Source organism: Paenibacillus sp. FSL P4-0184 (assembly GCF_038004625.1).
GTDB lineage: Bacteria > Bacillota > Bacilli > Paenibacillales > Paenibacillaceae > Paenibacillus_AQ.
In genome coordinates, this window is record NZ_JBBORN010000001.1 from 3,710,212 (window position 1) to 3,733,819 (window position 23,608).

The 23,608-nt window shown below is 43.1% G+C and carries 22 protein-coding genes; 18 read left to right on the forward strand and 4 right to left on the reverse strand.

What is annotated here, in order from left to right:
- Positions 1 to 2 precede the first annotated feature (2 nt).
- Entirely contained in the window at positions 3 to 1,289 is a 1,287-nt protein-coding gene (thiI, locus tag MKY52_RS16175) for a tRNA uracil 4-sulfurtransferase ThiI (protein ID WP_231573334.1), read from the forward strand.
- A 37-nt stretch (positions 1,290 to 1,326) separates the two neighbouring features.
- Here the strand turns inward: thiI and MKY52_RS16180 are convergent, their stop codons facing one another.
- Positions 1,327 to 2,019, reverse strand: coding sequence for a TerC family protein (locus tag MKY52_RS16180; protein WP_042190906.1), 693 nt, complete (start codon positions 2,017 to 2,019; stop codon positions 1,327 to 1,329).
- Between the two features lie 173 nt (positions 2,020 to 2,192).
- Between MKY52_RS16180 and MKY52_RS16185 the strand changes: the two genes are divergently transcribed.
- The 6 genes from MKY52_RS16185 to MKY52_RS16210 all read left to right on the forward strand — a co-directional run bounded on the left by MKY52_RS16185 (position 2,193) and on the right by MKY52_RS16210 (position 7,836).
- A complete protein-coding gene (locus MKY52_RS16185; RefSeq protein WP_341052285.1) occupies positions 2,193 to 2,852 on the forward strand; it encodes a TerC family protein in 660 nt (219 codons plus the stop codon).
- 269 nt (positions 2,853 to 3,121) lie between these two features.
- Positions 3,122 to 3,631, forward strand: coding sequence for a hypothetical protein (locus tag MKY52_RS16190; protein WP_042190902.1), 510 nt, complete (start codon positions 3,122 to 3,124; stop codon positions 3,629 to 3,631).
- A gap of 206 nt (positions 3,632 to 3,837) precedes the next feature.
- Positions 3,838 to 5,679: a translational GTPase TypA gene (gene typA, locus MKY52_RS16195; protein WP_042190900.1), complete on the forward strand. Its 1,842-nt coding sequence runs from the start codon at positions 3,838 to 3,840 to the stop codon at positions 5,677 to 5,679.
- Positions 5,680 to 5,804: 125 nt separating this feature from the next.
- Positions 5,805 to 6,101 (forward strand): YlaH-like family protein, encoded by a 297-nt coding sequence (locus MKY52_RS16200; protein WP_042190898.1) that lies wholly within the window; start codon positions 5,805 to 5,807, stop codon positions 6,099 to 6,101.
- Positions 6,102 to 6,184: 83 nt separating this feature from the next.
- Complete coding sequence (locus tag MKY52_RS16205; RefSeq protein WP_042190896.1) at positions 6,185 to 7,282, forward strand: LCP family protein; 1,098 nt, start codon at positions 6,185 to 6,187, stop codon at positions 7,280 to 7,282.
- 101 nt (positions 7,283 to 7,383) lie between these two features.
- Entirely contained in the window at positions 7,384 to 7,836 is a 453-nt protein-coding gene (locus MKY52_RS16210; RefSeq protein ID WP_076299659.1) for a pyridoxamine 5'-phosphate oxidase family protein, read from the forward strand.
- A gap of 28 nt (positions 7,837 to 7,864) precedes the next feature.
- Here the strand turns inward: MKY52_RS16210 and MKY52_RS16215 are convergent, their stop codons facing one another.
- Entirely contained in the window at positions 7,865 to 8,440 is a 576-nt protein-coding gene (locus MKY52_RS16215) for a YhcN/YlaJ family sporulation lipoprotein (RefSeq protein ID WP_341052287.1), read from the reverse strand.
- Positions 8,441 to 8,545: 105 nt separating this feature from the next.
- Here MKY52_RS16215 and MKY52_RS16220 point away from each other — a divergent pair, with 105 nt between their 5' ends.
- Together MKY52_RS16220 and MKY52_RS16225 are read left to right on the forward strand one after the other, a co-directional pair.
- Positions 8,546 to 9,877: a PhoH family protein gene (locus MKY52_RS16220; RefSeq protein ID WP_149647601.1), complete on the forward strand. Its 1,332-nt coding sequence runs from the start codon at positions 8,546 to 8,548 to the stop codon at positions 9,875 to 9,877.
- A gap of 385 nt (positions 9,878 to 10,262) precedes the next feature.
- A complete protein-coding gene (locus MKY52_RS16225) occupies positions 10,263 to 11,489 on the forward strand; it encodes an extracellular solute-binding protein (RefSeq protein ID WP_149647600.1) in 1,227 nt (408 codons plus the stop codon).
- On the opposite strand, the gene MKY52_RS16230 is transcribed toward MKY52_RS16225, so the two are convergent.
- Together MKY52_RS16230 and MKY52_RS16235 are read right to left on the reverse strand one after the other, a co-directional pair.
- Positions 11,481 to 12,608: a coiled-coil domain-containing protein gene (locus tag MKY52_RS16230; RefSeq protein WP_341052291.1), complete on the reverse strand. Its 1,128-nt coding sequence runs from the start codon at positions 12,606 to 12,608 to the stop codon at positions 11,481 to 11,483. The two genes, MKY52_RS16225 and MKY52_RS16230, sit on opposite strands and share 9 nt — an antisense overlap.
- Before the next feature lie 326 nt (positions 12,609 to 12,934).
- On the reverse strand, positions 12,935 to 13,171 hold the full coding sequence (locus tag MKY52_RS16235; RefSeq protein WP_042130273.1) for a DUF2626 family protein: 237 nt from the start codon (positions 13,169 to 13,171) through the stop codon (positions 12,935 to 12,937).
- Between the two features lie 345 nt (positions 13,172 to 13,516).
- On the opposite strand from MKY52_RS16235, the gene MKY52_RS16240 reads away from it, so the two are divergent.
- The 9 genes from MKY52_RS16240 (at position 13,517) to bshC (ending at position 23,453) form a co-directional block, all read left to right on the forward strand.
- A complete protein-coding gene (locus MKY52_RS16240; RefSeq protein WP_042130271.1) occupies positions 13,517 to 14,167 on the forward strand; it encodes an RsfA family transcriptional regulator in 651 nt (216 codons plus the stop codon).
- 164 nt (positions 14,168 to 14,331) lie between these two features.
- Positions 14,332 to 15,288: a ketopantoate reductase family protein gene (locus MKY52_RS16245; RefSeq protein ID WP_341052294.1), complete on the forward strand. Its 957-nt coding sequence runs from the start codon at positions 14,332 to 14,334 to the stop codon at positions 15,286 to 15,288.
- A gap of 27 nt (positions 15,289 to 15,315) precedes the next feature.
- Positions 15,316 to 15,702, forward strand: coding sequence for a DUF3397 domain-containing protein (locus MKY52_RS16250; RefSeq protein ID WP_341052297.1), 387 nt, complete (start codon positions 15,316 to 15,318; stop codon positions 15,700 to 15,702).
- 151 nt (positions 15,703 to 15,853) lie between these two features.
- A complete protein-coding gene (locus MKY52_RS16255) occupies positions 15,854 to 17,563 on the forward strand; it encodes a peptide ABC transporter substrate-binding protein (RefSeq protein WP_042190881.1) in 1,710 nt (569 codons plus the stop codon).
- 222 nt (positions 17,564 to 17,785) lie between these two features.
- Positions 17,786 to 18,718 carry an ABC transporter permease gene (locus tag MKY52_RS16260; RefSeq protein ID WP_042190878.1) on the forward strand — a complete coding sequence of 311 codons (933 nt, stop codon included), beginning with the start codon at positions 17,786 to 17,788 and terminating at the stop codon, positions 18,716 to 18,718.
- A 33-nt stretch (positions 18,719 to 18,751) separates the two neighbouring features.
- A complete protein-coding gene (locus tag MKY52_RS16265) occupies positions 18,752 to 19,666 on the forward strand; it encodes an ABC transporter permease (protein WP_042194363.1) in 915 nt (304 codons plus the stop codon).
- An 11-nt stretch (positions 19,667 to 19,677) separates the two neighbouring features.
- Complete coding sequence (locus MKY52_RS16270; protein ID WP_042190876.1) at positions 19,678 to 20,673, forward strand: ABC transporter ATP-binding protein; 996 nt, start codon at positions 19,678 to 19,680, stop codon at positions 20,671 to 20,673.
- Positions 20,670 to 21,590 (forward strand): ABC transporter ATP-binding protein, encoded by a 921-nt coding sequence (locus MKY52_RS16275; protein ID WP_042190873.1) that lies wholly within the window; start codon positions 20,670 to 20,672, stop codon positions 21,588 to 21,590. Before MKY52_RS16270 ends, MKY52_RS16275 begins: the two co-directional genes overlap by 4 nt.
- Positions 21,591 to 21,821: 231 nt before the next feature.
- Complete coding sequence (bshC, locus tag MKY52_RS16280) at positions 21,822 to 23,453, forward strand: bacillithiol biosynthesis cysteine-adding enzyme BshC (RefSeq protein ID WP_341052299.1); 1,632 nt, start codon at positions 21,822 to 21,824, stop codon at positions 23,451 to 23,453.
- Positions 23,454 to 23,608 lie beyond the last annotated feature (155 nt).

Sequence of the window (23,608 nt, forward strand, 5' to 3'; positions counted from 1 at the left end):
TAATGAGTGTGATGAATCAAGAATCTGCTAAAGGCAGTGCCAATAGTATTGATTATGCCGATATGCTGCTTTTGCGTTTCGGGGAGTTTACATTAAAGGGCAAAAACCGTGCCAGATTTGAGAAAACGGTACTACGTCATGTGAAAGAAATGATTAAGCCATATCCAAAGGTGGTTCTAACCAAAGAATTTGGAAGAATTTACGTGGAACTGAATGGAGAAACTGCTGCCCCATTGGTAGAAGCATTGAAGAATGTATTCGGAATCGCATCTGTTAGTCCGGTAAAGGTGGCCAAGTCAGATCTCGAGGATATTGTGGCTGTCAGCCGTCATTTTTTGGAGATCATCGCTCCTGCACCGGGAACTACATTTAAAGTTAATGCACGCCGGGTGTGGAAAGAGTTCCCATATGGCTCCATGGAGATGAATAAGCTAGTCTCGACACCACTGCTGCAAGGCTATTCCGGACTTACTGTGGATGTAAAGTCACCTCAATTGGAGCTGAAAGTCGAAATTCGTCAAGGTCATACTTTTATATTTTGTGAAAATATTGCTGGTGTTGGTGGATTTCCGCTTGGTACGAATGGAAAAGCGATGTTATTGCTGTCCGGAGGCATTGATAGTCCTGTAGCCGGTTGGTCATCCATGCGTCGTGGACTCGAAGTGGAGTGCGTACATTTCTATAGTTATCCTTATACGAGTGAGCTTGCCCGGCAAAAGGTGGTTGATCTTACGCGGGTATTGTCACGATATGCGGGAGTCATCAAGCTACACTTAGTACCTTTTACAGAGGTGCAGACATCTTTTACCGGAATAGGTCAGGATAATCTGATTATTACGTTGATGCGTCGAGCTATGCTGAGAATTACTACACAGCTTGCTGAACGTGAGGGTGCCCTCGCGATCGTAACCGGTGAAAGTCTTGGACAGGTTGCTAGCCAGACGTTACCAAGTATGAATGTGATCGGCCGTGCGACAGAACTTCCTCTTTTACGTCCGCTGGTAATGATGGACAAAAGTGATATTGTAGAGCTGTCTAAGAATATCGGCACCTATGACCTGTCAATTCTTCCTTATGAGGATTGCTGTACATTATTTGTACCTAAATCACCTACAACGAATCCGAATTTACGGATTGTAGATAAGATTGAAGCTACGCTCCCAGGTTACTCTGCATTACTGGACGCAGCGATTGAAGCCACGGAGACCGTGCTGATCACTCCGTATGGAGATGAGAAGCCTAAAGATGTAGTAAGTGCTCAGGCTGGATTACAGGAAGAATGGTTCTAATATTATAAACAAAAGGCTGTCTCATTCGTAGCAACATCTACGGTTGAGGCAGCTTTTTTGAATTATTATGGCTTGATTGGCGTCTCCAGTGTCCTCCAATTAAGATGCCAACAATGATCACAAATATAAACAGAGCTCTCAATAGTGGATGCTGCTCAAAAAATGGGGATAGCTGCTGCTCATCTGTAATCATGCTTGAGGCTGTAAACCCTAGGACTGCTGAACCAATATAAATAATCCATGGATATTTGTTGATTAATTTAATAAAGAGAGTGCTTCCCCAGACCACAATTGGAACGCTGATTAACAGTCCTATGACAACTAGAGAGATATTGTGCTTAGCGACTCCCGCAATGGCGATGACATTATCCAGTCCCATCGCAGCATCGGCTAGAATGATTGTACCCACAGCGGCCCCTAAGCTTTGACCAGCCTTGATATTCGTTGAATTGTTCTCATCTGTTAACAGCTTATAGGCAATTAGAATAAGTAAAATCCCGCCTGCCAGCAGTAACCAAGGGATTTTTAATAACCATACGACCAGAACCGTTGCGAAAATCCGTAATACGACGGCACCTGCTGTTCCAAGCACAATTGCTTTTTTTTGAGTGCTGTTCGGCAAATTACGCGCAGCAAGTCCGATGACTATGGCATTGTCTCCCGCCAGAATGAGATCTAGAAAAATAATATTGAGCAGTGATAATACAAACTCCCATATGGATGTATTCAAGGCATAGTCACCCCTAAAGTTAGTTAAGATGAGCACGAAGATATGCTTAGTTTTGTATACGCAAAAAAAGGGGCATACATGCTTTCATCCTCAAAAAAAAGTTGGACAGGAAGCATAGCTTGTCACTTCCGAACATACATGTAGTTACATGTGATTCGGGGAGGTAAAAGCGAATGGAATCATTATTGCTCCTTGGTGAAATATTGATGATCAATCTTGTGCTGAGTGGAGATAATGCTATGGTCATCGCGATGGCCAGTAAGGACCTTCCGGAGAAGCACCGGAAGATTGCGGTGTGGTGGGGAGCTGCGGGAGCTGTTATTCTGCGCTGCTTGCTAACTTTTGTTGCGGTATTGCTGTTGAAAATCCCTTATATCCAGGCTGGAGGAGGAATTCTGCTGCTATGGATTGCGTTCAAGCTGCTGCTGGAAGAAGAGGAGGACCTTAGAGTCGCAGAAACATCCTCCGTATGGAAATCCATCCGAACGATTCTCGTGGCTGATTTTATTATGAGTCTTGATAATGTCCTGGCAATTGCCGGTCTAGCCAAAGGCGATTTGGCTTTAATTGTCATCGGGATTGCGCTCAGCATTCCGATTGTAGTATGGGGAAGTGGCCTCATTGTGGGGTGGCTGCATAGATTTCCGATACTCGTATTTATCGGCGCTTATATTTTAGCCTTTACAGCAGGTGATATGATGCTTCAGGATGCAAAATTAGGGACAATGCTCTCCTTTTTGCTCCCATCCACGCATTCCATACTGCCGATCGCTTTAGGAATATTAGTAGTTGTTACAGGAGCAGTTAAACGAAGAACAACATCACTAGGTTAATAAATTGCAATAAAAGGCAATACTACAAGGACATCTCCATAAATTGGAATCGTCCTTTTTTGACGTATCAGAAAGTATATATTTGGGGCCCCCGCAAAGTACCTGAGTACGCATCGAAGCAAAGCGCCACTTTGTGGGGATATTTTGCATGGTCAGTGATGGCATTTTGTGTATGTTTCAGATAATATATGAATAAGAATCCTGTCGTTTTCTGGGTATGAGACGGCAAGGAAATGAGGTAGACGTGAATTTGAAGGGATGGGTGAAGGATGTCTTCCAAGAATGACATGAGACTAGGTATATTCATTGTAGCTGCGGGCGTCTTGATTTTATTCGGTAAGCTGGGGGTCTTCGGATTTTTGGGACGAGCCCTTTGGCCGCTAGTGATTTTACTTCCAGGATTGGTTCTACATATGTTGTTTTTTAGCCGCCGCGCTTCGGCAACAGTATTGATTCCCGCGGGAATATTAACGGTATATGGTTTATTGTTTGGTCTTTGCAATATATGGGGATGGGGGCTTATGAAATATTTATGGCCTGTGCTTCTGCTTGGCATTGCCGTAGGTCTTTATGAATATTCCATAAATTCTCCAAGACGGTCAGGGGGACTATCTGCAATTGCTGTAATATTAGGCGTTCTAAGCATAGCGCTTTGTATTTTCAGTCTTATGGGTACGGGTGTGATCTATCTAATTGGTATTGTATTCATCGTGGCAGGAATTTGGCTGATTACAGGTCGGGGTAGAACTCGTGGCCGAAATAGATGGTATCGAAGTTAATTAATGTTGGATCTTGTGAAAAAAAACGGAATTTGCCAACTGTTTTTTTCATAAAAAGACTTGCTTTTCATAGTGCTTTCACTATAATATTAATGTTATGTTGAAGCGTCGGCTTTCTGCCTGGCGCTTCTTTTGTGAGACTGCCGTGACATGCTAAGAATTTTAACAGTTTTAATTTGATAAATGAGAGGATTTGGATACAAATCATGCATTCAAGAAAAGATATTCGCAACATTGCGATCATTGCCCACGTTGACCATGGCAAAACAACACTCGTCGATCAGCTTCTTCAGCAATCGGGGATCTTCAGCGCACACGAACACGTACAAGAACGCGCTATGGACTCTAACGATATCGAGCGGGAACGCGGAATTACAATCCTAGCTAAAAATACAGCAATTACTTATAAAGAGTTTTTGATCAATATTGTGGATACACCTGGACACGCTGACTTCGGTGGCGAAGTAGAACGGATTATGAAAATGGTTGACGGTGTATTGCTGGTCGTTGATGCTTATGAAGGCTGCATGCCGCAAACGAAATTCGTTCTGCGTAAAGCATTGGAACAAAAACTTACACCGATCGTTGTCGTGAACAAGATTGACCGTCCAGCTGCTCGTCCTAAGGAAGTTATTGATGAAGTGCTCGATTTGTTCATCGAACTTGAAGCAAATGACGAACAATTGGAATTCCCGGTTGTCTATGCATCTGCTCTTAATGGTACATCAAGCATGGTTCCTGAGAAGCAAGATGAGACAATGCTTTCACTTTACGAAACAATCGTTGAGCATATCCCAGCTCCAACTGAAAGTGTAGAAGACCCGCTTCAATTCCTCGTAACGTTGATGGATTATAACGAATACTTGGGTCGTATTGCTATTGGCCGTGTAAACCGCGGTGTAATCAAACAAGGTCAATCTGTAACTGTAATTATGCGTGACGGTAAGAGTAAAACCGCACGTATTGAGAAATTGTTCGGGTTCCAAGGTTTAAAACGTATTGAAACAGAAGAAGCGGGCGCAGGGGATATCGTTGCTATCGCAGGGATCAAGGACATTAACATTGGTGAGACCATTGCTGATCCAGCGAATCCAGAAGCACTGCCTGTTCTTAAGATCGACGAGCCTACGATGCAAATGACTTTCCTTGTGAATAACAGTCCTTTTGCTGGTAAAGAAGGTAAATGGGTAACTTCCCGTAAACTGCGTGAGCGTCTCTTTAAAGAACTTGAGACAGATGTGAGTTTGCGTGTGGATGAAACGGATAGTCCTGATGCATTTATCGTTTCTGGACGCGGTGAGCTTCACCTTGGTATTCTGATCGAGAATATGCGTCGTGAAGGTTATGAAATGCAAGTTTCTAAACCACAAGTAATCATTAAAGAAATCGATGGTGTTAAATCGGAGCCACTTGAGCGTCTTATGATTGACATTCCTGAAGAAAGCATGGGCTCTGTTATGGAAAGTCTGGGCACTCGCAAAGCCGAAATGGTCAACATGATTAACAACGGCACGGGTCAAGTACGTCTGGAGTTCCTGATTCCTGCACGTGGTTTGATTGGTTACAACACTTACTTCTTGACTTTGACACGTGGTTACGGCGTTATGAACCATGCTTTTGACAGCTACGCTCCACTGGTTGCTGGTCAAGTTGGCGGACGTCATCAAGGTGTGCTTGTAGCCAGTGAGACTGGATCAACAACACAATATGGAATAGTGGGCGTTGAGGATCGTGGTATTCTCTTCTTGGATGCAGGTACAGAAATTTATGAAGGTATGATCGTAGGCGAGCATACCCGTGATAACGATATTATCGTTAACATCTGTAGAGAAAAAGCACTTACCAACATGCGTACCTCAGGTAAGGACGATACTGTAAAAATGAAGACACCACGTACCTTCTCTTTGGAAGGCGCACTTGAATATTTGAATGATGATGAATATTGTGAAATCACACCTAAATCCATTCGCTTGCGTAAAAAGATTCTGAACAAAGGCGAACGCGAACGTGTAGAGAAGCAACGTAAAATGGCACAAGCAAACGCGTAAGATCAGCTTATTATAGTAAAGAGCCGTCGGAGGTGTAACTTTCGGCGGTTTTTTTTATAACAAAAACTTCCCTTACTGATGATATAATGTAAACGTATCTTAAATTTGGGAGGAGTGCGGTATCTATGCAAGTCTGGTTTGCTGAGCATCCAATCGTCGCTTATATTGTTATTTTTATATTGCTTACATTTGTGTATAATCAGGTATTTCGTGTGAATCAAAAGTTATCGATTGGCAAAGAGATTATGCTGTACATAATGATGGCAATCGGCTCCGGCATGCTCCTCATTTTTCAACATGATAAGCTACCGATCATTCAGTGTCTGCTGGTCGCCGTCGGATTAATGCTGATGGTACGGATACGTTATATCGTAGAAGCTCGACAGAAGAGAAAGGCTGCAGCTGCAGCAAAAAGACAGTAATCGAAACTTTTACTGCTTATGCAACGTCTATTTAAGTGTAGCAATTTTAATTCCAAATGAAATGAAGAGGACTTTATTCTACTATGAGTACACGAAACAGCAGTTTACCTCCACGAGCAAGTGGTCAACAACCGAATAATAGAAAACAGCCTGTGAAGGGTGCTCCTAAGAAAAAAAAGAAGAAACCGCAAAAGAGAGGCTTTTTTGGCAGATTAGTTAGAATCCTGTTAACCTTACTCATTATTGCGATTCTTGGCGTATTGGGCTACGGGGGCTATCTGTATTGGAAGCTTGAAAATGGGGTCTTTAATGCAGGTAGTAAAGGAACGGTTGCCCCAGGACATTCGGCTACAGAAAAACCACTGACGATGCTTATCCTGGGTACGGATAATAGACCAAAACATCAATCTAGATTGACAGATGTTATTATGGTTGCAGCGCTTAATCCTAAGACAAAATCAGCAACCATTGTCTCTCTTCCACGCGATACCTTAGTTGAGCTCAATGGATACAAGCAAACGAAGATTAACGAATTCTATGCTCGCTTTAAAGGGAAAGAAGATTCTTCTGGTATTTTGGCAGAAGATGAGATGAAGACAATGATGGGGAAATATCTAGATATTGACGTAGATTATACAACGATTCTGGATTTTCAAGGCTTCCGCGATGTGGTGGACGAGCTTGGTGGAGTCAAAGTCAACATTAGCGATAATATGTGTTATACAGACAGCGTTGACGGTACGAATATCAATTTGAAAAAAGGTCCGGCGGAGCTTGATGGAGATAAAGCACTAGATTATGTGCGATACCGTAAATCTAATTGCAAGCCTAAGACTAAGGGTTCAGACGATTTTGATCGGAACAAACGTCAGAATGAGGTCCTTCACTCACTGGTGGATCAGATGCAATCGCTTGGTGGAGTATTAAAGATAGGCAAAGTGCTTGATGCAGTGGATAGTAATATGAAGACTGATATCGAAAATTCGCAGATTAAAGATATGATTGCGACTTATTGGAAGATTTCCAAAGATGATATCGAATTCAAGCCCGTGACTGGAACGTGGCGAAGTCCGTATGTATATATTAATGATGAGGAGCTTGAGGCTGCCAAGAAAAGCTTGCAGGATCGATTAGCAGGAGTTTCTGCTAATTCCACTTCAGAATCCACTGAGGCGCCTTAAAGTCCTTAATAACACTTCGCCCTAAAATTGAATGCAAGTTTCAGCCTGTGCTATAATATAATAAATTGAATGAATTTACGCCGCATAGGGGGCCAGTACTTATGTCCGAAGCCGTTGCTCAGCTGAACGAAACCTTGTTATCGATGCTGCAATCGGAAACTTTTGTTCTTCTCAACACAGTTGATGCGGAATCAGGAGGTCCAACGTCCACGGCCATTTCGTGGATTTATGCAGTTAGTCCTAGTACTGTGCGTCTGGCTGTAGATCATCGTTCCAGACTCGTGAACAACATGAAGGTCAACCCGTTAGTAACCGTCACTGTGTTCGGTGAGGGTACTGTCTATGCTATTAACGGCAGTGCCGTTGTAAAGCAGGATCCACTTCAGGATGTACCTTTCAAGATGTGCTGCTTTGATGTTGAAATTATGGCGGTGCGTAACGCGCTTTTTTATGGAGCGCAGCTTGAATCCGCCCCAAGATATGCAAAGGTTTATGATGGACGTGCCGCTGAGAAGCTGGACGGACAAGTATTTGCTGCCATGAAAAAAGCCTAGTGAGAATATCACTGGGCTTTTTTTGTCCTCACTGTGCATTTTTAATCGGCTTAGTATCCTCTGGCAGCTGCGGCATGATTCGACCGATGATATCAGCCAGTTCGGATGAGAATCCGGAAATTGGATGTCCCTGAGAGATATGGCGGCTCATGTCCGCTAAGCGGCTGGAGAGATCCATATCGGCAGTGACAAGTGCACGTACACTTCTCGGGTCTTTGCGGATAGCTTCCGCGACAGAATATTTAATGCTTCCAACACGTGATCGGTCTAGAGAACCTTCTACGTCAAGACCTACAATGGCTACCTTGTTCATGACTACACAGTGTGCACCATTCACACCAGGAACTCTTTTGGCCAACTGTTCAAAATGGTCCTTAAGTGCAATTTCACTTTCGCCCTTAACACTGACGGTGTGACCAGCTTTTGAGGTTTCCTTAGGATTAGTTGCACCATCGTTGGCCAATTGCCGAACCTCATGGTTTCCCGTACCCTTTACAGCATTCGCAGATTGTTTATTCTGAGGAGAGGGTGATGTCTTTTTATTAGCGATACCGCAGCTTGTCAATAGCAGCAGTACCAGCAACAGACACATTGATTTTCTCATATGTGATTACTCCTTTCAGCCAAGATCGTTTCTGTACCTTATCTTTTCCCTTGGCGGAAAGAGTTATGTATGATCAATCAAACCAGGCGCTGTGGAGGGGATAATATGAACAAGATATTTGTGCTAGATACCAACGTGCTTTTGCACGACCCCAATTCGATTTTCTCTTTCAAGGAGCATGAGGTGGTTATTCCGGCGGTTGTGCTGGAAGAAATCGACTCCAAAAAGCGCAACGCTGACGAAATCGGTCGAAATGCCCGCACGGTTTCCCGATTGCTCGATGGACTTCGTGAGCTAGGTCATTTGCATAGTGGTGTGGAGCTGGAGCATGGAGGCAAGCTGAAGGTAGAACTTAACCATCGCAGTTTTGTGAAGGTACAGGAAATGTTTGGTGAGGTATCTAACGACAATCGGATTTTGGCTGTAGCTCTCAACTATTTAATCGAAGAGAAAGAGAAGCCTGATCCGCGTCCCGTAGTGCTTGTGAGTAAGGATGTGCTGGTTCGTATTAAAGCGGATGTGCTAGGAATTACGCCAGAGGATTACTTGTCAGATCGCACTGGAGATTTAAATGAACTTTACACTGGTTACCAATCTCTGCAGGTACATCCGGCATTGATTGATGAATATTACAGTCACCGCTCTTTAACAGTTAAACAGCTCGGGTTGTCGTATCCCTTGTACCCTCATGAATTTGTGATCCTCAAGGATGAGATAGGCACGGGCAAATCAGCTCTTCTCAAAGTGAATAGTGATGCGACCCGTCTGGAGCCGCTTTATCTGGGCAATGATTCAGTTTGGGGGATCAGCGCCCGAAATGCTCAACAACGAATGGCATTGGAGCTGCTTCTTAATGATGAAATCCCGCTTGTAACCATTACGGGTAAGGCTGGTACAGGGAAGACATTATTGGCGCTTGCTGCCGGACTATTCAAAGTTGAAGATGAGCATAAATACAAAAAACTGCTTATTGCTCGTCCAGTAGTTCCTATGGGTAAAGACATTGGTTATTTACCCGGAGAGAAGGATGAGAAGCTCAGACCCTGGATGCAGCCTATTTATGATAATCTGGAGTTTCTGTTCGACACCAAAAAAGCTGGCGATATCGATAAAATCTTAATGGGCTTAGGCAGCATACAGGTAGAAGCCTTAACTTATATTCGTGGCCGTTCAATCCCTTCGCAGTTCATTATTATTGATGAAGCTCAGAACCTTTCCCGTCATGAGGTGAAGACAATCGTCTCCAGAGCGGGTGAAGGAAGCAAAGTGATTCTTATGGGGGATCCGGAGCAAATCGATCATCCATATTTGGATGCTGCGAGTAACGGACTTAGTTATATTGTTGAGAAGTTTAAGCAGCAAGGGATTAGCGGACACATTACTTTGGAAAAAGGCGAGCGTTCCCGCCTGGCCCAATTGGCAGCAGACCTACTCTAACCTTCAATCCTCTTTTCAGCCGGGAGAAGCATACACTCCCGGCTTTTTCCTGCCCGCCCAGAAATGGCGGAGGGAATTAACGGTTGTGGTGCCTTAGATTGAGCGCGGTCAGCGGAGGGGGAGGAATTGTTCTGTAGAAGCGTTAGCGCTCGCCTTTGTCTCCGGATTTATACCGTTTAGGAATATAATCCATAAATCTGGAGACAACAGCGATCGGAAGAATAATCCGCACACGGAGCGCCCTTAGCGCTAAGATCACCCAGTCTTTTAATTGTCTTCGTCATTTCCCCTATATAATAGAAAGAGAACGTTTTCACATTCTAAAGACAAGCAGCGGCGGGTTTGGTAAAATAGGGGTGACGAATCATGGGGAAGGTGGGGAATTGTGCTGAAACGCAAAAATTATTGGCTGCTTTTTGCAATTTTACTACTATCGCTGACAAGCTTGTCACCCAGTATGGAATTGAATACCAATAACGACCCACATCCTATGAAAAAACCACAAAGTCAGTCGACAAACCCCTCTTCAGGGGAAGAGGGAACTATAGATAGCCTGCGCATTACAGTATCGTTAAATAGTGAGGAATTCAATGAACTGGAGCTTTTAAGCAATCGTTATACTTTAGAAAGTGGAGTAAAGGTAATATTAAGAAATATTGATAGCGAGGATGCAGACGAAGTTTTGAAGCATGATCTAACCATCGGGGATAGCCCGGATATCGTTATGGCGGATGGACGAAGTATTCTCGACTGGGCTACACGTGGATATTTATTGCCGGTGGATGTGTATCAGAGCATTCCGGGAACTGCACCGTTAACTCAGTTAATCCCATGGATGCAATGGAACGGATATAATTGGGGAGTGCCGCTGGATATTGATCCTTATGTACTTGTTTATTCACCACAGCGTCTTGCGGAACTGGGATTCACTACCTTACCAAGAAGTCTGGAACAGTGGAACACATTGCTTCAGAATGTGCTTAAAGAGCAAGGGAAATATTTGCTCGCAATGGATACACGTAATCCATATGGATTGTCCGCTGTTATGGAGAGTATGAACAGCAGCTTGCTATCGGATAACCAAGAAGTGATAAATTGGACTCAGAATGCTCGCAGTTATTTTTACCTTACCAGTCGATATAACAAAGATGTTTGGGATATGATTCAGAGCGGAAGCGTTGCTGTTGCTGCTCTACCGCTATCTGAGTGGAAAAAACACGGGAATTCATCTTTAGTTGCTGAAGCACCACTGACCGCAAGTAACGGGAGAGGACTTGAATCTTATTACAGCCGTTCCTTTGCACTTCCAGCTCAATCCCCAAATCCAAAGGAAGCCGTGAATTGGCTGACATTTATCACTTCTGAGGATTCTCAAATGGATTGGCTGGAGAACACGGGAAGCTTGCCCGCGCTGGATGTCCTATATCGTTCAGAGCATGATTTCAAATATAGGCTTCCTTTTGGAGTCGAATTATTACTGACAGAAGAAACCGCCCCGGAGGTTGAATTCCAAGGCGGCTGGAGTAAGATTGTTGAAGCAGTATCCTTACTGCTTACAGGAAAAATGGATGCGGCTGGGTACAAAGATTTCATCAAGGAAGGCTTAGAATGAGATAGAAAGTTTAACTTGGAGGACGCCTTCTTTACTATCTACTTCTGTGGCACGGAGGAAAGAAACAATTTTTTCAGGGTAAAAGCCTAAATCAAATTCCTCCTCAAGTGTTCTTCTAGTGGTGTCAGGTAATTCGAGACCATTAAATACAACATGATCTACTTGGAATATAAGTCCGTTGATGGGTTCTTCCTGTATGATGTAGTGACCGGTTAATGAAAGGGCTAAAGCTCCACTTTTTCCTGTGGCAGTAATCGTTCCGTCATTAAAATGAAATGCAAAATCGTTAAATAGCTTATTCTGGGACTGAAGGAATTCGTTTAAATCCTCTTCCTTCAGATTCAGAACATAAGTCATCCCCTTACGAGTAAGAACTCCCTCTCGATTCTGGACAAACTGCGGTAATTTATTCATTGCGGAAGACAATGCTTTGAAGTAGGTCTTTACCTCGCGCAAACCAATATTCTCCCAATATAATGTGAATTCTTGAAGTAGAGCGCTCATATTATCAGGATCACTACTGTCTTTAATCCCACCTTCAATTTCTTTATTGAGCGCGGCTACCCGAATTTTCTGTTCCTCCAGAGCGGTTCGTAGCTGTGCAAGATCCTTCGAGCTGCGCTGTGCAGTCTGGAGGGTCTTCTTTAGATCCTTATATTGGTCCTCATATTGTGTGAGAATGTTGCGGTCATTTCCGATAATAATTTCATAATAATCGAATAGTGCCAGGAATCTGCTAATGCTCTTCGCGGATAGAAATGCGGCCAAGAGACCGTCTCTATCCCCCATATAATAAGAACGAAGGACCGCGCCTGCACGCTCTTGTTGGTTTGCGATGGCAGATTTTTTCTGGATAGCTTGCTCTTCTAGGTAATCTACCTTTTCTTCAAGCGCTTTTTGTTCGGCTGTAATCTTGATGATCTCCCGTTCGATTTCTGCGGAAGATAAAGTCTGCTCCAGAAGTTTACGGGTTTCTTCATTATCTGGTATAGAGGAATTGAAAAAAGAACCGCTAGGATCGGCAGACAGGTACATCGTAGATTGTAACGGAAATAATGTACAGCAGAAGAGAATTAGTATGGTTGCCATCATGCGGCTTTGGGCATTGCGGGAGCGCACCACACCACCACCTTTTTTTGAATTTAAGATAAGAATTTATCTGTTTCACTCCATAAATCATCCTTCTATTTCTCGTAGAAACGGAAACTGTCCGTAAAAGACGGCAAAACCGGTTCTTCTTGAATGGATATATGTATGTACTAATAATATGTTTAACCCTTCTAAAATAGCATACATACAAAAAATCCCCACAAAGTGAGGCTATCCTTCAATGCGTACACAGGTATTTGGGGGACCTCATATATAATATATTAACTGATAAACAAAAAAACGGAAGTGATCCTTATTAGATAAGGACCTCATCCGCTTCAAGAGAGCACTGCAATTTATAGTGGAAGACCCATTTGAAAGATCGTCCAATAGCTGAAACCGGTGAAAGTCAAAATCATGTATGCCCAGAAGAGTAGGACATAAGTTTTTTCAGTAAACTTCAAATAACCGAGAATTACGAAAAAAGCGGTTTGCAAAAAGAAAAGCAAGGCCATTTCTGTCAGACCTCCGGCGAAAGCCATCAATCCAATAGCCAATGTAAAAAAACCTAATACCCGAAACATGCGGTCCAAGAGAGAGTCCCCCTTCCAGTATGTATCTCACGAATATTCCTTCGACTTATTATACCCGTTCAGTAAAAATGTGTAAACGAATTCATTGAAAAAAATACACTAATCTTGAAAAAATGTGATTTTTATAATTGACTGAAGTGATTAGCGCTTGAAAAAAGAGAATTTATTACTTAAAGCGTATGATGTGGGCAGATAATGGAAATACAATTTAGTATCAAATAGATTCTATGAACTCTATGAGAAGCATAGAAATGGAGTAAGCAGCTTTTATCCCTATTCACTACCCGGCAGAGCTGTCGGTTATGGAGATGGTTATTTCAAGATGTTGTTAGGAGGTTTGGTTGGATGACAGCCGTTAGACAGGATGCTTGGAGTGCAGAAGATGATCTAATACTGGCAGAAGTAACCTTGCGCCACATTCGGGAGGGCAGTACACAACTTGCTGCTTTTGAAGAAGTGGGTGAGAAAATCGGCAGAACGTCGGCTGCTTGCGGATTCCGCTGGAACAGCTGTGTTCGAAAAAGCTATGAAGGTGCAATTGGAATCGCTAAAGGCCAACGTCAAAAGAGAAGTTACCTGAAAAAGCAGCCGTCGGTAAGAGGAGCGCAGGTAGCGGGTCTGATTCTCGGGGATACCGATGAGGAATTCGGGCGGGGCGAAGGATTAAGTGAAAACACATTATCCATTGATGCGGTTATACGTTTCCTGAGACAATGGAAAGGTACAATCCAGGAGGCAGGACGCCAGCTGAAAATGCTGGAGAGAGATTTGCGCGAGAAGGAAGATGAATTAACAGAATTAAGATCTGAGAATGAGCGGTTGTCAAAAGAGGTTAATCTTGCTCAAAGTGACTACCGGGTAGTCAATGATGATTACAAAGCTTTAATTCAGATTATGGATCGTGCGCGTAGGCTAGCTTTCTTAAACGAAGAAGAAGAAGAAATGAAGACTCGTTTCAAAATGGATGGGAATGGAAATTTAGAACGTATTGAATAAAAGATAGGCAAACTAAAACACCCGTAAGTGGTTCGCTTTATTAGCGCCATTTGCGGGCGTTTTGGTTTTGTATTGTCATTTATGGAGGACGACAACGGCGGTTCTTCTTGGTATATTAAGGCTATACTTAGAAAAATTGCGTTTGAGATCAACAGGAGGATCAGATGAAAATCGATATAATCGGTGCGGGTTCACTTGGGCTGCTTTTGGCAGGGAGGCTGGCCCAGTCCGGGAATGAAGTGAGATTGTGGTGTCGAGGGGTAGAGCAGTGCCGGAAATTAAAAAATGAGGGCTTAACTGTGAGCTATGAGGATGGGCGCGATCCAATTTCGATTTCGGGGGATCGATTTGTGTCCGCACCAATAGAGGGATTTGCAGATGCCTATCTCCGTGAGCCCAGTGATTGGATCATAGTAACGGTTAAACAGGACATAATACATAATGTTTTACCTGAATTTCTATCCCCTCTTAGGGAACAACAGGTACACATCATTTGTTTTCAAAATGGCATTGGACATATGGAGATGCTCAGTAACTTGCTGCCGAAAGCTAATTTATATGCTGCCGTAACAACAGAAGCTGCGAAGCGAAAGTCTTTAACTGAGGTTATTCATGCAGGTGCGGGGGAGGTATGGATAGGGAAATGGAGCTTAAAGAATGGACAAGCCCATAGTATACATACTGATTTACAAGTGAATTATTTAATAGAAGTTCTCATTATGGCAGGATTCTCAGCCTTTTTGTCGAATGAAGTGGATACCATGATTTACCGGAAGCTCCTAATCAATGCCGTTATTAATCCGCTCACAGCGATTTGGCGTATTCCAAATGGTGAACTGCTTGCTTCAGAAGAGCGCCTGCAGTTAATGAGAGAACTTTTTAGAGAAGCTACTATGGTATATGATGCCTGCGGAATTATTTATGATCATGATGCGTGGGATAACATCCTTAAAGTGTGCAGGACAACGGCTGGCAATACTTCGTCCATGCTGGCAGATGTTCTAGCTTCAAGAAGCACAGAAATTCATTGGATCAATGGAAGTCTTGTAGAAATGGCAGAACGCACTGGAACATTGGTTCCTTTACATCGCTTGATCTGCCAATTAGTAGAGGGAATATAGGTACGATCTCGGAGGAGAGGTGAAGCTATGGGATTGCTGATGAATTCGATCGGTACTTTAAGCTTGATTCCAATAATACCGTTTTTAATTGTTTATTTCATTGGAAGAGGCTTGAAAAAAGATAAAAAGAAAACTTTTATGCTCGCTATGGACGTGACTACATTTTTTTTATTATTATCGGTCTCCGCATTATTTAACAACTTGTTTAATAACGGTTTTGGGTTTTATCTTATACTACTTATTGTATTAATATCCACTGGATTGATTGGCGGCGCTCAGAATCGACTGAAAGGAAAAGTAGATGGGAAGCGGTTATTTCGGGCAGTTTGGAGACTTTCCTTCTTTTTTATGAGCGTCGGATATTTACTATTTATGTTTGTAGGGCTAATTAAGTACATATCACAAGCGATGTAATGTTCCACTGCTCCGGTGAAGCGGCAACGTCACAAAAGTTTAAAGTTTTAATAAAAAAAGAGTTTTCTGAAAACATACCACTAGATTTTTTTGACCACTGGTTGTATAATCATAAACCATATACCACATTCTATTTAGGGGGAACTGCTAGATGAAGAAGAGTAAAAGTCTATTGCTAATGCTTGCATTAGTACTTGTTATCGGCACAGTGCTTGCTGGTTGCGGCGGAAACAACGCGAACAGCGGCAATAAAGGTAATGCTGGTAACACTGGTAACACGGGAACTGGTAATGCGGCTACAGAAGAGAAATTGGCTGCGGACCAAACACTGAGAATCAACCTAAGCTCTGAGCCTCCAACATTTGACCCAGGATTGGCTCAAGATAGCCAAGCTCACACTGTCCTGACAACAATGTACGAAGGTCTGACTCGCATGAATGCTGAATCTGGTCAAGCTGAACCAGGTGTTGCTGAAAGCTGGGATGTTTCCGCTGACGGTCTGGTATATACTTTCAAACTCCGTGATTCACAATGGAGTAATGGCGATCCTGTAACAACAGAAGACTTCGTTCGCGCTTGGAAACGCGTACTCGATCCTGCTGCTGCATCCGCTGCACCTTACGCTTATCAATTGTACTACATCAAAAATGCTCAAAAGTTCTACAACAAGGAAATTACCGATTTCAGTCAAGTAGGTGTCAAAGCGGTTGATGAGAAAACTCTCGAAGTTACTCTTGAAGCCCCAACTCCTTACTTCCTTGGATTGCTTTCCTTCTACACTTATTACCCTGTACACAAATCCATTGAGAGTAATCCAAAATGGGCAACAAGCAAAGATACTATGATCGTTAACGGTGCTTTCACTCTTACTGAGTGGACTACAGGTCAAACACTTGTTGTAACTAAAAACGATAAATACTGGGATAAAGATTCCATTAAACTTAACAAAATCGACTTCTCCCTTGTAAACAGCGGTGCAACTGAACTGCTCAGCTACAAGAACGGTGAATACGATCGTGCCGGTGGACCAACTGGTGAAATTCCATCAGAGCAAATTCCAATCGTGCAAAAAGAACTTCCTAAAGAATTCAGCCGTAAAGGTATTGCTTCCGTATACTACTACGAATTCAATATCACTGAAAAACCTTTCACAAACGCTAAAATCCGTAAAGCTCTTGCAATGTCGATTAACCGTCAAGCTTTGATTGACAATGTAGTACAAGGTGGACAATTCCCAGCATTCGGTTATGTACCTCCGGGTATCGCTGGTGCTGATGGTGAATACCGTACAGCAGTTAAAGATAGCTACTTCACTGAAGATCTAGAACAAGCTAAAACTTTGCTTGCTGAAGGTCTGAAAGAAGAAGGTATGGATAAACTGCCTACATTCTCTTTGACTTACAACACAAGTGAAGGTCACAAGAAAATCGCTTTGGCGATTGCTGATATGTGGAAAAACAATCTTGGTATCGACGTGCAAACCGTTAACCAAGAGTGGGCTGTATTTATTGAAAACCGTCAAAACCTGAACTACCAAGTTGCACGTGCTGGTTGGACTGCGGATTACAATGATCCAATGACTTTCCTTGATATGTGGGTAACAGGTGGCGGTAACAATGATACTGGTTACGCTAACCCTGAGTATGACAAATTGATCAGCGAAGCTAAAGCAAGTACTGACTTGAAAGTACGTCAAGACAAGTTTGCAGCAGCTGAGAAATTGCTCATCGAGCAAGATCAAGTTTTGATTCCTTTGTACTACTACACTAACAACTCCCTGACTAAAGAGTACCTCAAAGGTGTTACTCTTGACTTCAGTGGTGCAATTGACTTGACTCGTGGATACTTGCTTGAGCACTAAGATTTAGCTCATGTAATTTAAACAGAATAGTTAGTTGACTGAAGTAACACAATACTTCGGGATATATATGTGGAACTCCATATATATCCCTTTTTTTTGTATTTCCGTCTATTTGTTATTTATTGTTATTTATAACATATTTAGAAAATGGACAAAAATCCGTTTTTTTCATAAAATCAATATAATGCTCTCAAAAAATTTGTCGGAGGAGGTGTGATGGGGATGGTTCGTTATGTCGCAAATAAATTCTTCTATATGTTGGTTTCATTATTTGTACTGATTTCAGCAACTTTTTTCTTGATGAAAGCTATTCCAGGGGATCCGTTTACTTCTGAGAAGAAAGTACCGCCAGAAATTAAAGCGCGTTTGATGGAGCAATATGGTCTGGACAAGCCGCTCTCTCATCAGTATTTTAAGTATTTAGGTGATATTATCCAAGGTGATCTGGGTGTATCCATGAAACGCCTGAATCAAGATGTATCACATTTGATCGGTCAAACCTTTTCAGCGTCGCTGAAGCTGGGACTCGTCGCAATTGTTGTGGCGGTTATTGTTGGGGTTCTTCTCGGCATGTTAGCGGCACTCTATCACAGAAAGTTTCTTGACAGCGCCGCGATGGTGTTGGCAGTTCTGGGGATTGCGGTTCCGAGCTTTGTAGTCGCGTCATTATTACAGTATGTGTTCGCTTTCAAATTGGGTTGGGTACCGGTTTCAGGTTTTAAAGGGCCAATCTATTATTTCCTTCCTGTAGCAGCGCTCTCGGCTCAGCCAATAGCATTTATAGCGCGCTTGACACGTTCAAGTATGCTTGAAGTTCTGAATGCGGATTATATCAAAACGGCTAAGGCTAAGGGATTAAGCTGGATGGCTATTCTAAGCCGTCACGTACTTCGTAATGGTATCCTGCCGGTTGTTACTTACATGGGACCTATGACAGCTAACATCGTAACTGGTTCGGTTGTTATCGAGCAGATCTTTGGTGTTGGGGGTATTGGTAAACAGTTCGTGGAAGCTATTGGTGTCCGTGACTATACCGTTATTATGGGGATAACCATTTTCTATGGTGTACTACTCATGGTGGCCCGTTTCATTACTGATATTGCTTATGTATTGATTGACCCACGTATGAAATTAAGTGGAGGAAAGGAGGGCTAAAGAGTGGCATCTGATAATAACTTGTTAAAGAACATGAATCTAAAACCGGAAGACTTTCAAAAAGTCGGTGTAGATGAAAAAGAAGCCGAGGTAATTCAGCGGGAGAGTCTCTCTGCCTGGAAAGATTCTTGGCAACGGTTGCGTCAAAACAAAATGGCGATGACCGCGCTTGGGATTCTAGGCTTGATCGTGCTTGCAGCGATTATCGCTCCTTTATTCTCGAAATATAACTATTACTCCAATGACTTGATGAATACCAATAAGCCCCCTTCCTCCGATCACTGGTTTGGAACGGATGATCTTGGACGTGATATTTTCGTTCGTACTTGGTACGGCGCACGGATCTCCTTGATCGTTGGTCTAGCTGCGGCAGCCATCGACTTGTTTATCGGTGTTATCTATGGAGGTATTATGGGCTTCTTCGGCGGCCGTGTAGATAATATCATGAACAAATTCTCTGAAATTTTGTACTCCATTCCTTATCTGCTTGTTGTAATTTTGCTTTTGGTTGTGCTTGAACCAAGTCTTGGTACCATCATCCTGGCCTTAACCATCACGGGTTGGATTACGATGTCGTGGATTGTACGCGGTGAAATTATGCAGCTCAAGAATCGCGAGTTCGTATTGGCTTCTCGTTCCATGGGTGCAGGTTCTGCGAGACTGTTGTTCAAACACCTTCTGCCGAACGCAGTGGGTCCGATTATTGTAACGATTACACTTTCTGTACCAAATGCAATTTTTGCTGAGGCTTTCCTAAGCTTCTTGGGTCTTGGTGTACAAGCTCCTATCGCTTCACTTGGATCTATGATTAACGATTCACTCACCGGTTGGTTGTACTATCCATGGCGCTTCCTGTTCCCTGCCATTCTGATCAGTTTAACCATGCTTTCTTTCAACATTTTCGGTGATGGTCTTCGTGACGCGCTTGATCCTAAGCTGAAAAAATAGGAGGGTTATGGATGGAACCTATTTTACAAGTCAAAGATTTGCATGTTTCGTTTTTTGTTAAAGGCGGAGAAGTGCAAGCTGTCCGTGGTATGAATTTTGAAATTGGCAAAGGTGAAACGGTTGCCATCGTCGGCGAGTCCGGCAGCGGTAAGAGTGTAACTGCACAATCGATTATGCGGTTGATCCCTTCCCCACCCTCTAAAGTGAAAAAGGGAGAAATTATTTTCCAAGGACAAAATCTGCTAGACAAAAGCATGAAAGAAATGGAATCCATTCGCGGTAAAGATATTGGCATGATTTTTCAAGACCCGATGACTTCTTTGAACCCAACCATCAAAGTGGGCAAACAGATCACTGAAGTTTTGATTAAACATCAGAAAATGTCAGCGGCCGAAGCGAAAAAGCAAGGTATTGAGATGCTCAAATTAGTTGGCATCACAAATGCTGAGGCTCGCTTTAACCAATATCCCCACGAGTTTTCAGGCGGTATGCGCCAGCGTGTAATGATTGCAATCGCGCTAGCCTGCCGTCCGGCTTTACTCATAGCGGACGAGCCTACAACGGCTCTTGACGTAACCATTCAGGCGCAGATCATGGAAGTTATGAGAGAGATGCAGCAAAAACTAGGTACCTCCATCATTTTGATTACCCATGATCTTGGCGTCGTTGCCGGTATGTGTGATCGGGTTATTGTAATGTATGCAGGTGAAGTTGTGGAGACCGGAACAAGATGGGAAATCTTTAAGAATCCACAGCATCCATATACCAAAGGTCTGCTGCGCTCGATGCCGCGTCTGGACCAAAAGAAGGGCGAGCCGCTCATTCCGATCATCGGCACACCGCCAGATCTGATCAAGCCGCCGATCGGCTGTCCGTTCACCGCGCGTTGCAATGAAGCAATGCATGTTTGCGAACAAATCGATCCCGGCGCCACAGAATTCAGCGAAACGCATATGGCGCGTTGCTGGAATCTGCATTCGATGGCCAAGGAGGTGCAGTACTCTTGAGTAAGAACCTAATAGAGGTAGAAGGTCTTAAGAAATATTTTAATGTAGGTCAAGGCAAGGTTCTTAAGGCTGTTGATAATATTAACTTCTCCATCCGTGAGGGCGAGACGCTTGGAATGGTAGGGGAATCCGGTTGTGGTAAGACTACTGCTGGACGTACAATTCTTCGCTTGTATGAGCCAACTGCCGGAAGTGTGAAATATAATGGTACAGACATTTATAAATTGCCTTCTAACAAAATGAAAGCAATGCGCCGTGACATGCAGATGATTTTCCAAGATCCGTACGCATCACTTAACCCGCGTTTTACGGTTTCTGATATCATCGGCGAGGCACTGGACATTCACGGAATGGCTGGCAGTCGTGCAGAACGTAAAAAACGGATCGAAGAGCTGCTCGATATGGTTGGTCTTAACCATGATCACGCTACTCGTTATCCGCATGAATTCTCTGGTGGACAACGCCAACGTATTGGGATTGCCCGTTCATTAGCGGTAAATCCTAAGTTCATCGTTTGTGATGAGCCGATTTCCGCGCTTGACGTATCCATTCAGGCTCAGGTCGTAAACTTGCTTAAAGAATTGCAAGATCGTCTGGGATTGACTTATCTTTTCATCGCGCATGATCTGTCCATGGTTAAACATATCAGTGATCGCGTAGCGGTTATGTATTTGGGTAAAATGGTAGAATTGGCGGAAAGTGAAGAGCTTTATGCAAATCCTATCCACCCTTATACCAAATCTCTCTTGTCAGCTATTCCAATTCCGGATCCGGAAATTGAAGTGAACAAGAAACGTATTCACTTGCATGATGAGCTTGGTAGTCCTATTTATTCTGCTAACGAAAAGAGCAATGATAGTGACTTTGAATTAGTAGAAGTATCCAAAGGACACTGGGTAAGCAAAAAATTTGCTTAAATCTATAGCGAGTATTAGACAGGCGGGAGCGTTATGCTCTCGCCTCTTGTATGTAGTGGGGATATTTAATAATCATTTTAATGGATAAGAAAATAAAACGGCTGCTCTTGCATTGCTTTTTTGCAGGTATGTAATTCTTTTGACGCAGCCCCTGACTTTGGATACAATCATATAGAGTTTACGAACTTGGATTTACATATAACTGCTCAGTAGAACTGGAGGCACTAGCAAATGAATATTGTTAAGGAACCGCTCCCGGGTGGATCTGCACTCGCGCGCGACTATATAGAAAATTTTGAAAAAGTTAGTCATTTGTATGGTGGGGATTTCCGAAGCAAAGAGAGTAGAAGCATTCGGGCAGAATGGCTGGATCGTAGTGAGGGTCTCCGTGCAGACCGGACACAAGTAGCTGCATGTCTACGGCAATATAATGAAAAGCATAATTCACATGATGCGGTGATGTCTTCACTGGCACTTTTAGAACAGCCGGGAACGTTAGTGGTAACTGGCGGACAGCAAAGCGGATTATTTACAGGACCACTACTTGTAGTATATAAAGCAATGACAACCATTATGGCAGCAAAAGAAGCAGCAGAACAGCTCGGTCGACCTGTAGTCCCATTATTCTGGATTGCAGGAGAGGATCATGACTGGGATGAAGTGAATCATACGTATGTATTGAATCGTACGCAAGAGATTACAAAGATTAAGATAGAGAAATCAGAGGAGAAACGCTCCTCGGTGAGTAATATTCGTGTAGAAGATGAAAGCTGGCAGCAAGTAGTGGAACAGCTGGATGCGCTACTTCAAGATAGTGACTTTAAACCGCAAATTATGGAATTTATTCGATCTTCTTCGTTTAGAGCAGATAGTATGACGGATGCTTTTGCCAAGCTGATGGGTTCTTTATTTGGTAAATTTGGTCTGATCCTGCTTGATTCTGCTGATCCTAACCTTCGTAAGTTAGAAGAGCCTTTCTTTACTTCGCTAATTATGCAGAATGATGCACTGGAAACAGCGTACATGAATTCTGCTTCTGATATCGTGAACGCTGGGTATGAGCTTCAAGCTGACGTTACGGCAGGCAATGCCAACCTCTTTTATATACATGAAGGTGTACGATTATTGCTTCATAAGAAAGATGGCGTTTTTGCCGATCGCAAGGGCCAGGTATCGTTCACCCGGGATGAACTACTGGAGGAAGTGAAGGTTCATCCGGAACTATTCAGTAACAACGTGCTGACACGTCCGCTTATGCAGGATTATGTGTTGCCGGTTCTAGCAACGGTGCTAGGTCAAGGTGAGATTGCTTATTGGGCCATTCCGCATCGTGCGTTTGAGACCATTGGGGGACAAATGCCCCTGATCATCCCGCGAATGTCTTTCACAGTGGTGGAAGGTACGCTTCATAAGCATATGGATAAATATCAACTAAGCTTTGAGGATGTAAGACAGGGACTAGATCGTAAAAGACATGAGTGGTTGGCTGCACAGGATGAGCTGGGGATTGAACAACGTTTCGAAGAAACTAAGGCTACTTTCTCCGCCATGTACGAACCACTGATTGAGCAGCTTGGAACCATTCAGGCAGGTCTGCTAAAACTAGGGAATAACAATAAAGATAAGATTTTAGATCAGATCACTTTTTTACAAGCGAAAGCCCAAGATGCAATGGCAAAACAGAATGAAGCTGCAATCCGTCAATGGGAGCGAATCGAGCTGTCGTTAATGCCACTGGGTAAACTGCAAGAAAGAGTGTACAATATCATGTATTACTTGAACCGCTACGGACTTCCATGGTTAGATGAGCTGATGGCTATTGAACCGGATTATAGTGGGACGCATCGCATCATTTATATGTAGAGAAGTATCGCTCTATAAAACAAAGAAGTAACGCTCACAAAACCTGGATTATGCTTACGAAGCGAGTTTTATTGCGAAGTAAAACATAGAAGTATTGCTCCATAAAACAAAGCGTATGCTTACGAAGCAAGTTTTGTACGAAGTAGATTCAATGT

Bases quoted from the DNA above. Each gene is read 5' to 3' on its own strand.
- MKY52_RS16255 (WP_042190881.1), top strand. From the start codon at position 15,854: ATGAAGAAGAGTAAAAGTCTATTGCTAATGCTTGCATTAGTACTTGTT.
- MKY52_RS16205 (WP_042190896.1), top strand. From the start codon at position 6,185: ATGAGTACACGAAACAGCAGTTTACCTCCACGAGCAAGTGGTCAACAA.
- MKY52_RS16240 (WP_042130271.1), top strand. From the start codon at position 13,517: ATGACAGCCGTTAGACAGGATGCTTGGAGTGCAGAAGATGATCTAATA.
- MKY52_RS16185 (WP_341052285.1), top strand. From the start codon at position 2,193: ATGGAATCATTATTGCTCCTTGGTGAAATATTGATGATCAATCTTGTG.
- MKY52_RS16270 (WP_042190876.1), top strand. From the start codon at position 19,678: ATGGAACCTATTTTACAAGTCAAAGATTTGCATGTTTCGTTTTTTGTT.
- typA (WP_042190900.1), top strand. From the start codon at position 3,838: ATGCATTCAAGAAAAGATATTCGCAACATTGCGATCATTGCCCACGTT.
- MKY52_RS16250 (WP_341052297.1), top strand. From the start codon at position 15,316: ATGGGATTGCTGATGAATTCGATCGGTACTTTAAGCTTGATTCCAATA.
- MKY52_RS16245 (WP_341052294.1), top strand. From the start codon at position 14,332: ATGAAAATCGATATAATCGGTGCGGGTTCACTTGGGCTGCTTTTGGCA.
- MKY52_RS16260 (WP_042190878.1), top strand. From the start codon at position 17,786: ATGGTTCGTTATGTCGCAAATAAATTCTTCTATATGTTGGTTTCATTA.
- MKY52_RS16265 (WP_042194363.1), top strand. From the start codon at position 18,752: ATGAATCTAAAACCGGAAGACTTTCAAAAAGTCGGTGTAGATGAAAAA.
- MKY52_RS16220 (WP_149647601.1), top strand. From the start codon at position 8,546: ATGAACAAGATATTTGTGCTAGATACCAACGTGCTTTTGCACGACCCC.
- MKY52_RS16210 (WP_076299659.1), top strand. From the start codon at position 7,384: ATGTCCGAAGCCGTTGCTCAGCTGAACGAAACCTTGTTATCGATGCTG.
- MKY52_RS16190 (WP_042190902.1), top strand. From the start codon at position 3,122: ATGTCTTCCAAGAATGACATGAGACTAGGTATATTCATTGTAGCTGCG.
- MKY52_RS16200 (WP_042190898.1), top strand. From the start codon at position 5,805: ATGCAAGTCTGGTTTGCTGAGCATCCAATCGTCGCTTATATTGTTATT.
- bshC (WP_341052299.1), top strand. From the start codon at position 21,822: ATGAATATTGTTAAGGAACCGCTCCCGGGTGGATCTGCACTCGCGCGC.
- MKY52_RS16215 (WP_341052287.1), bottom strand. From the start codon at position 8,440: ATGAGAAAATCAATGTGTCTGTTGCTGGTACTGCTGCTATTGACAAGC.
- thiI (WP_231573334.1), top strand. From the start codon at position 3: ATGAGTGTGATGAATCAAGAATCTGCTAAAGGCAGTGCCAATAGTATT.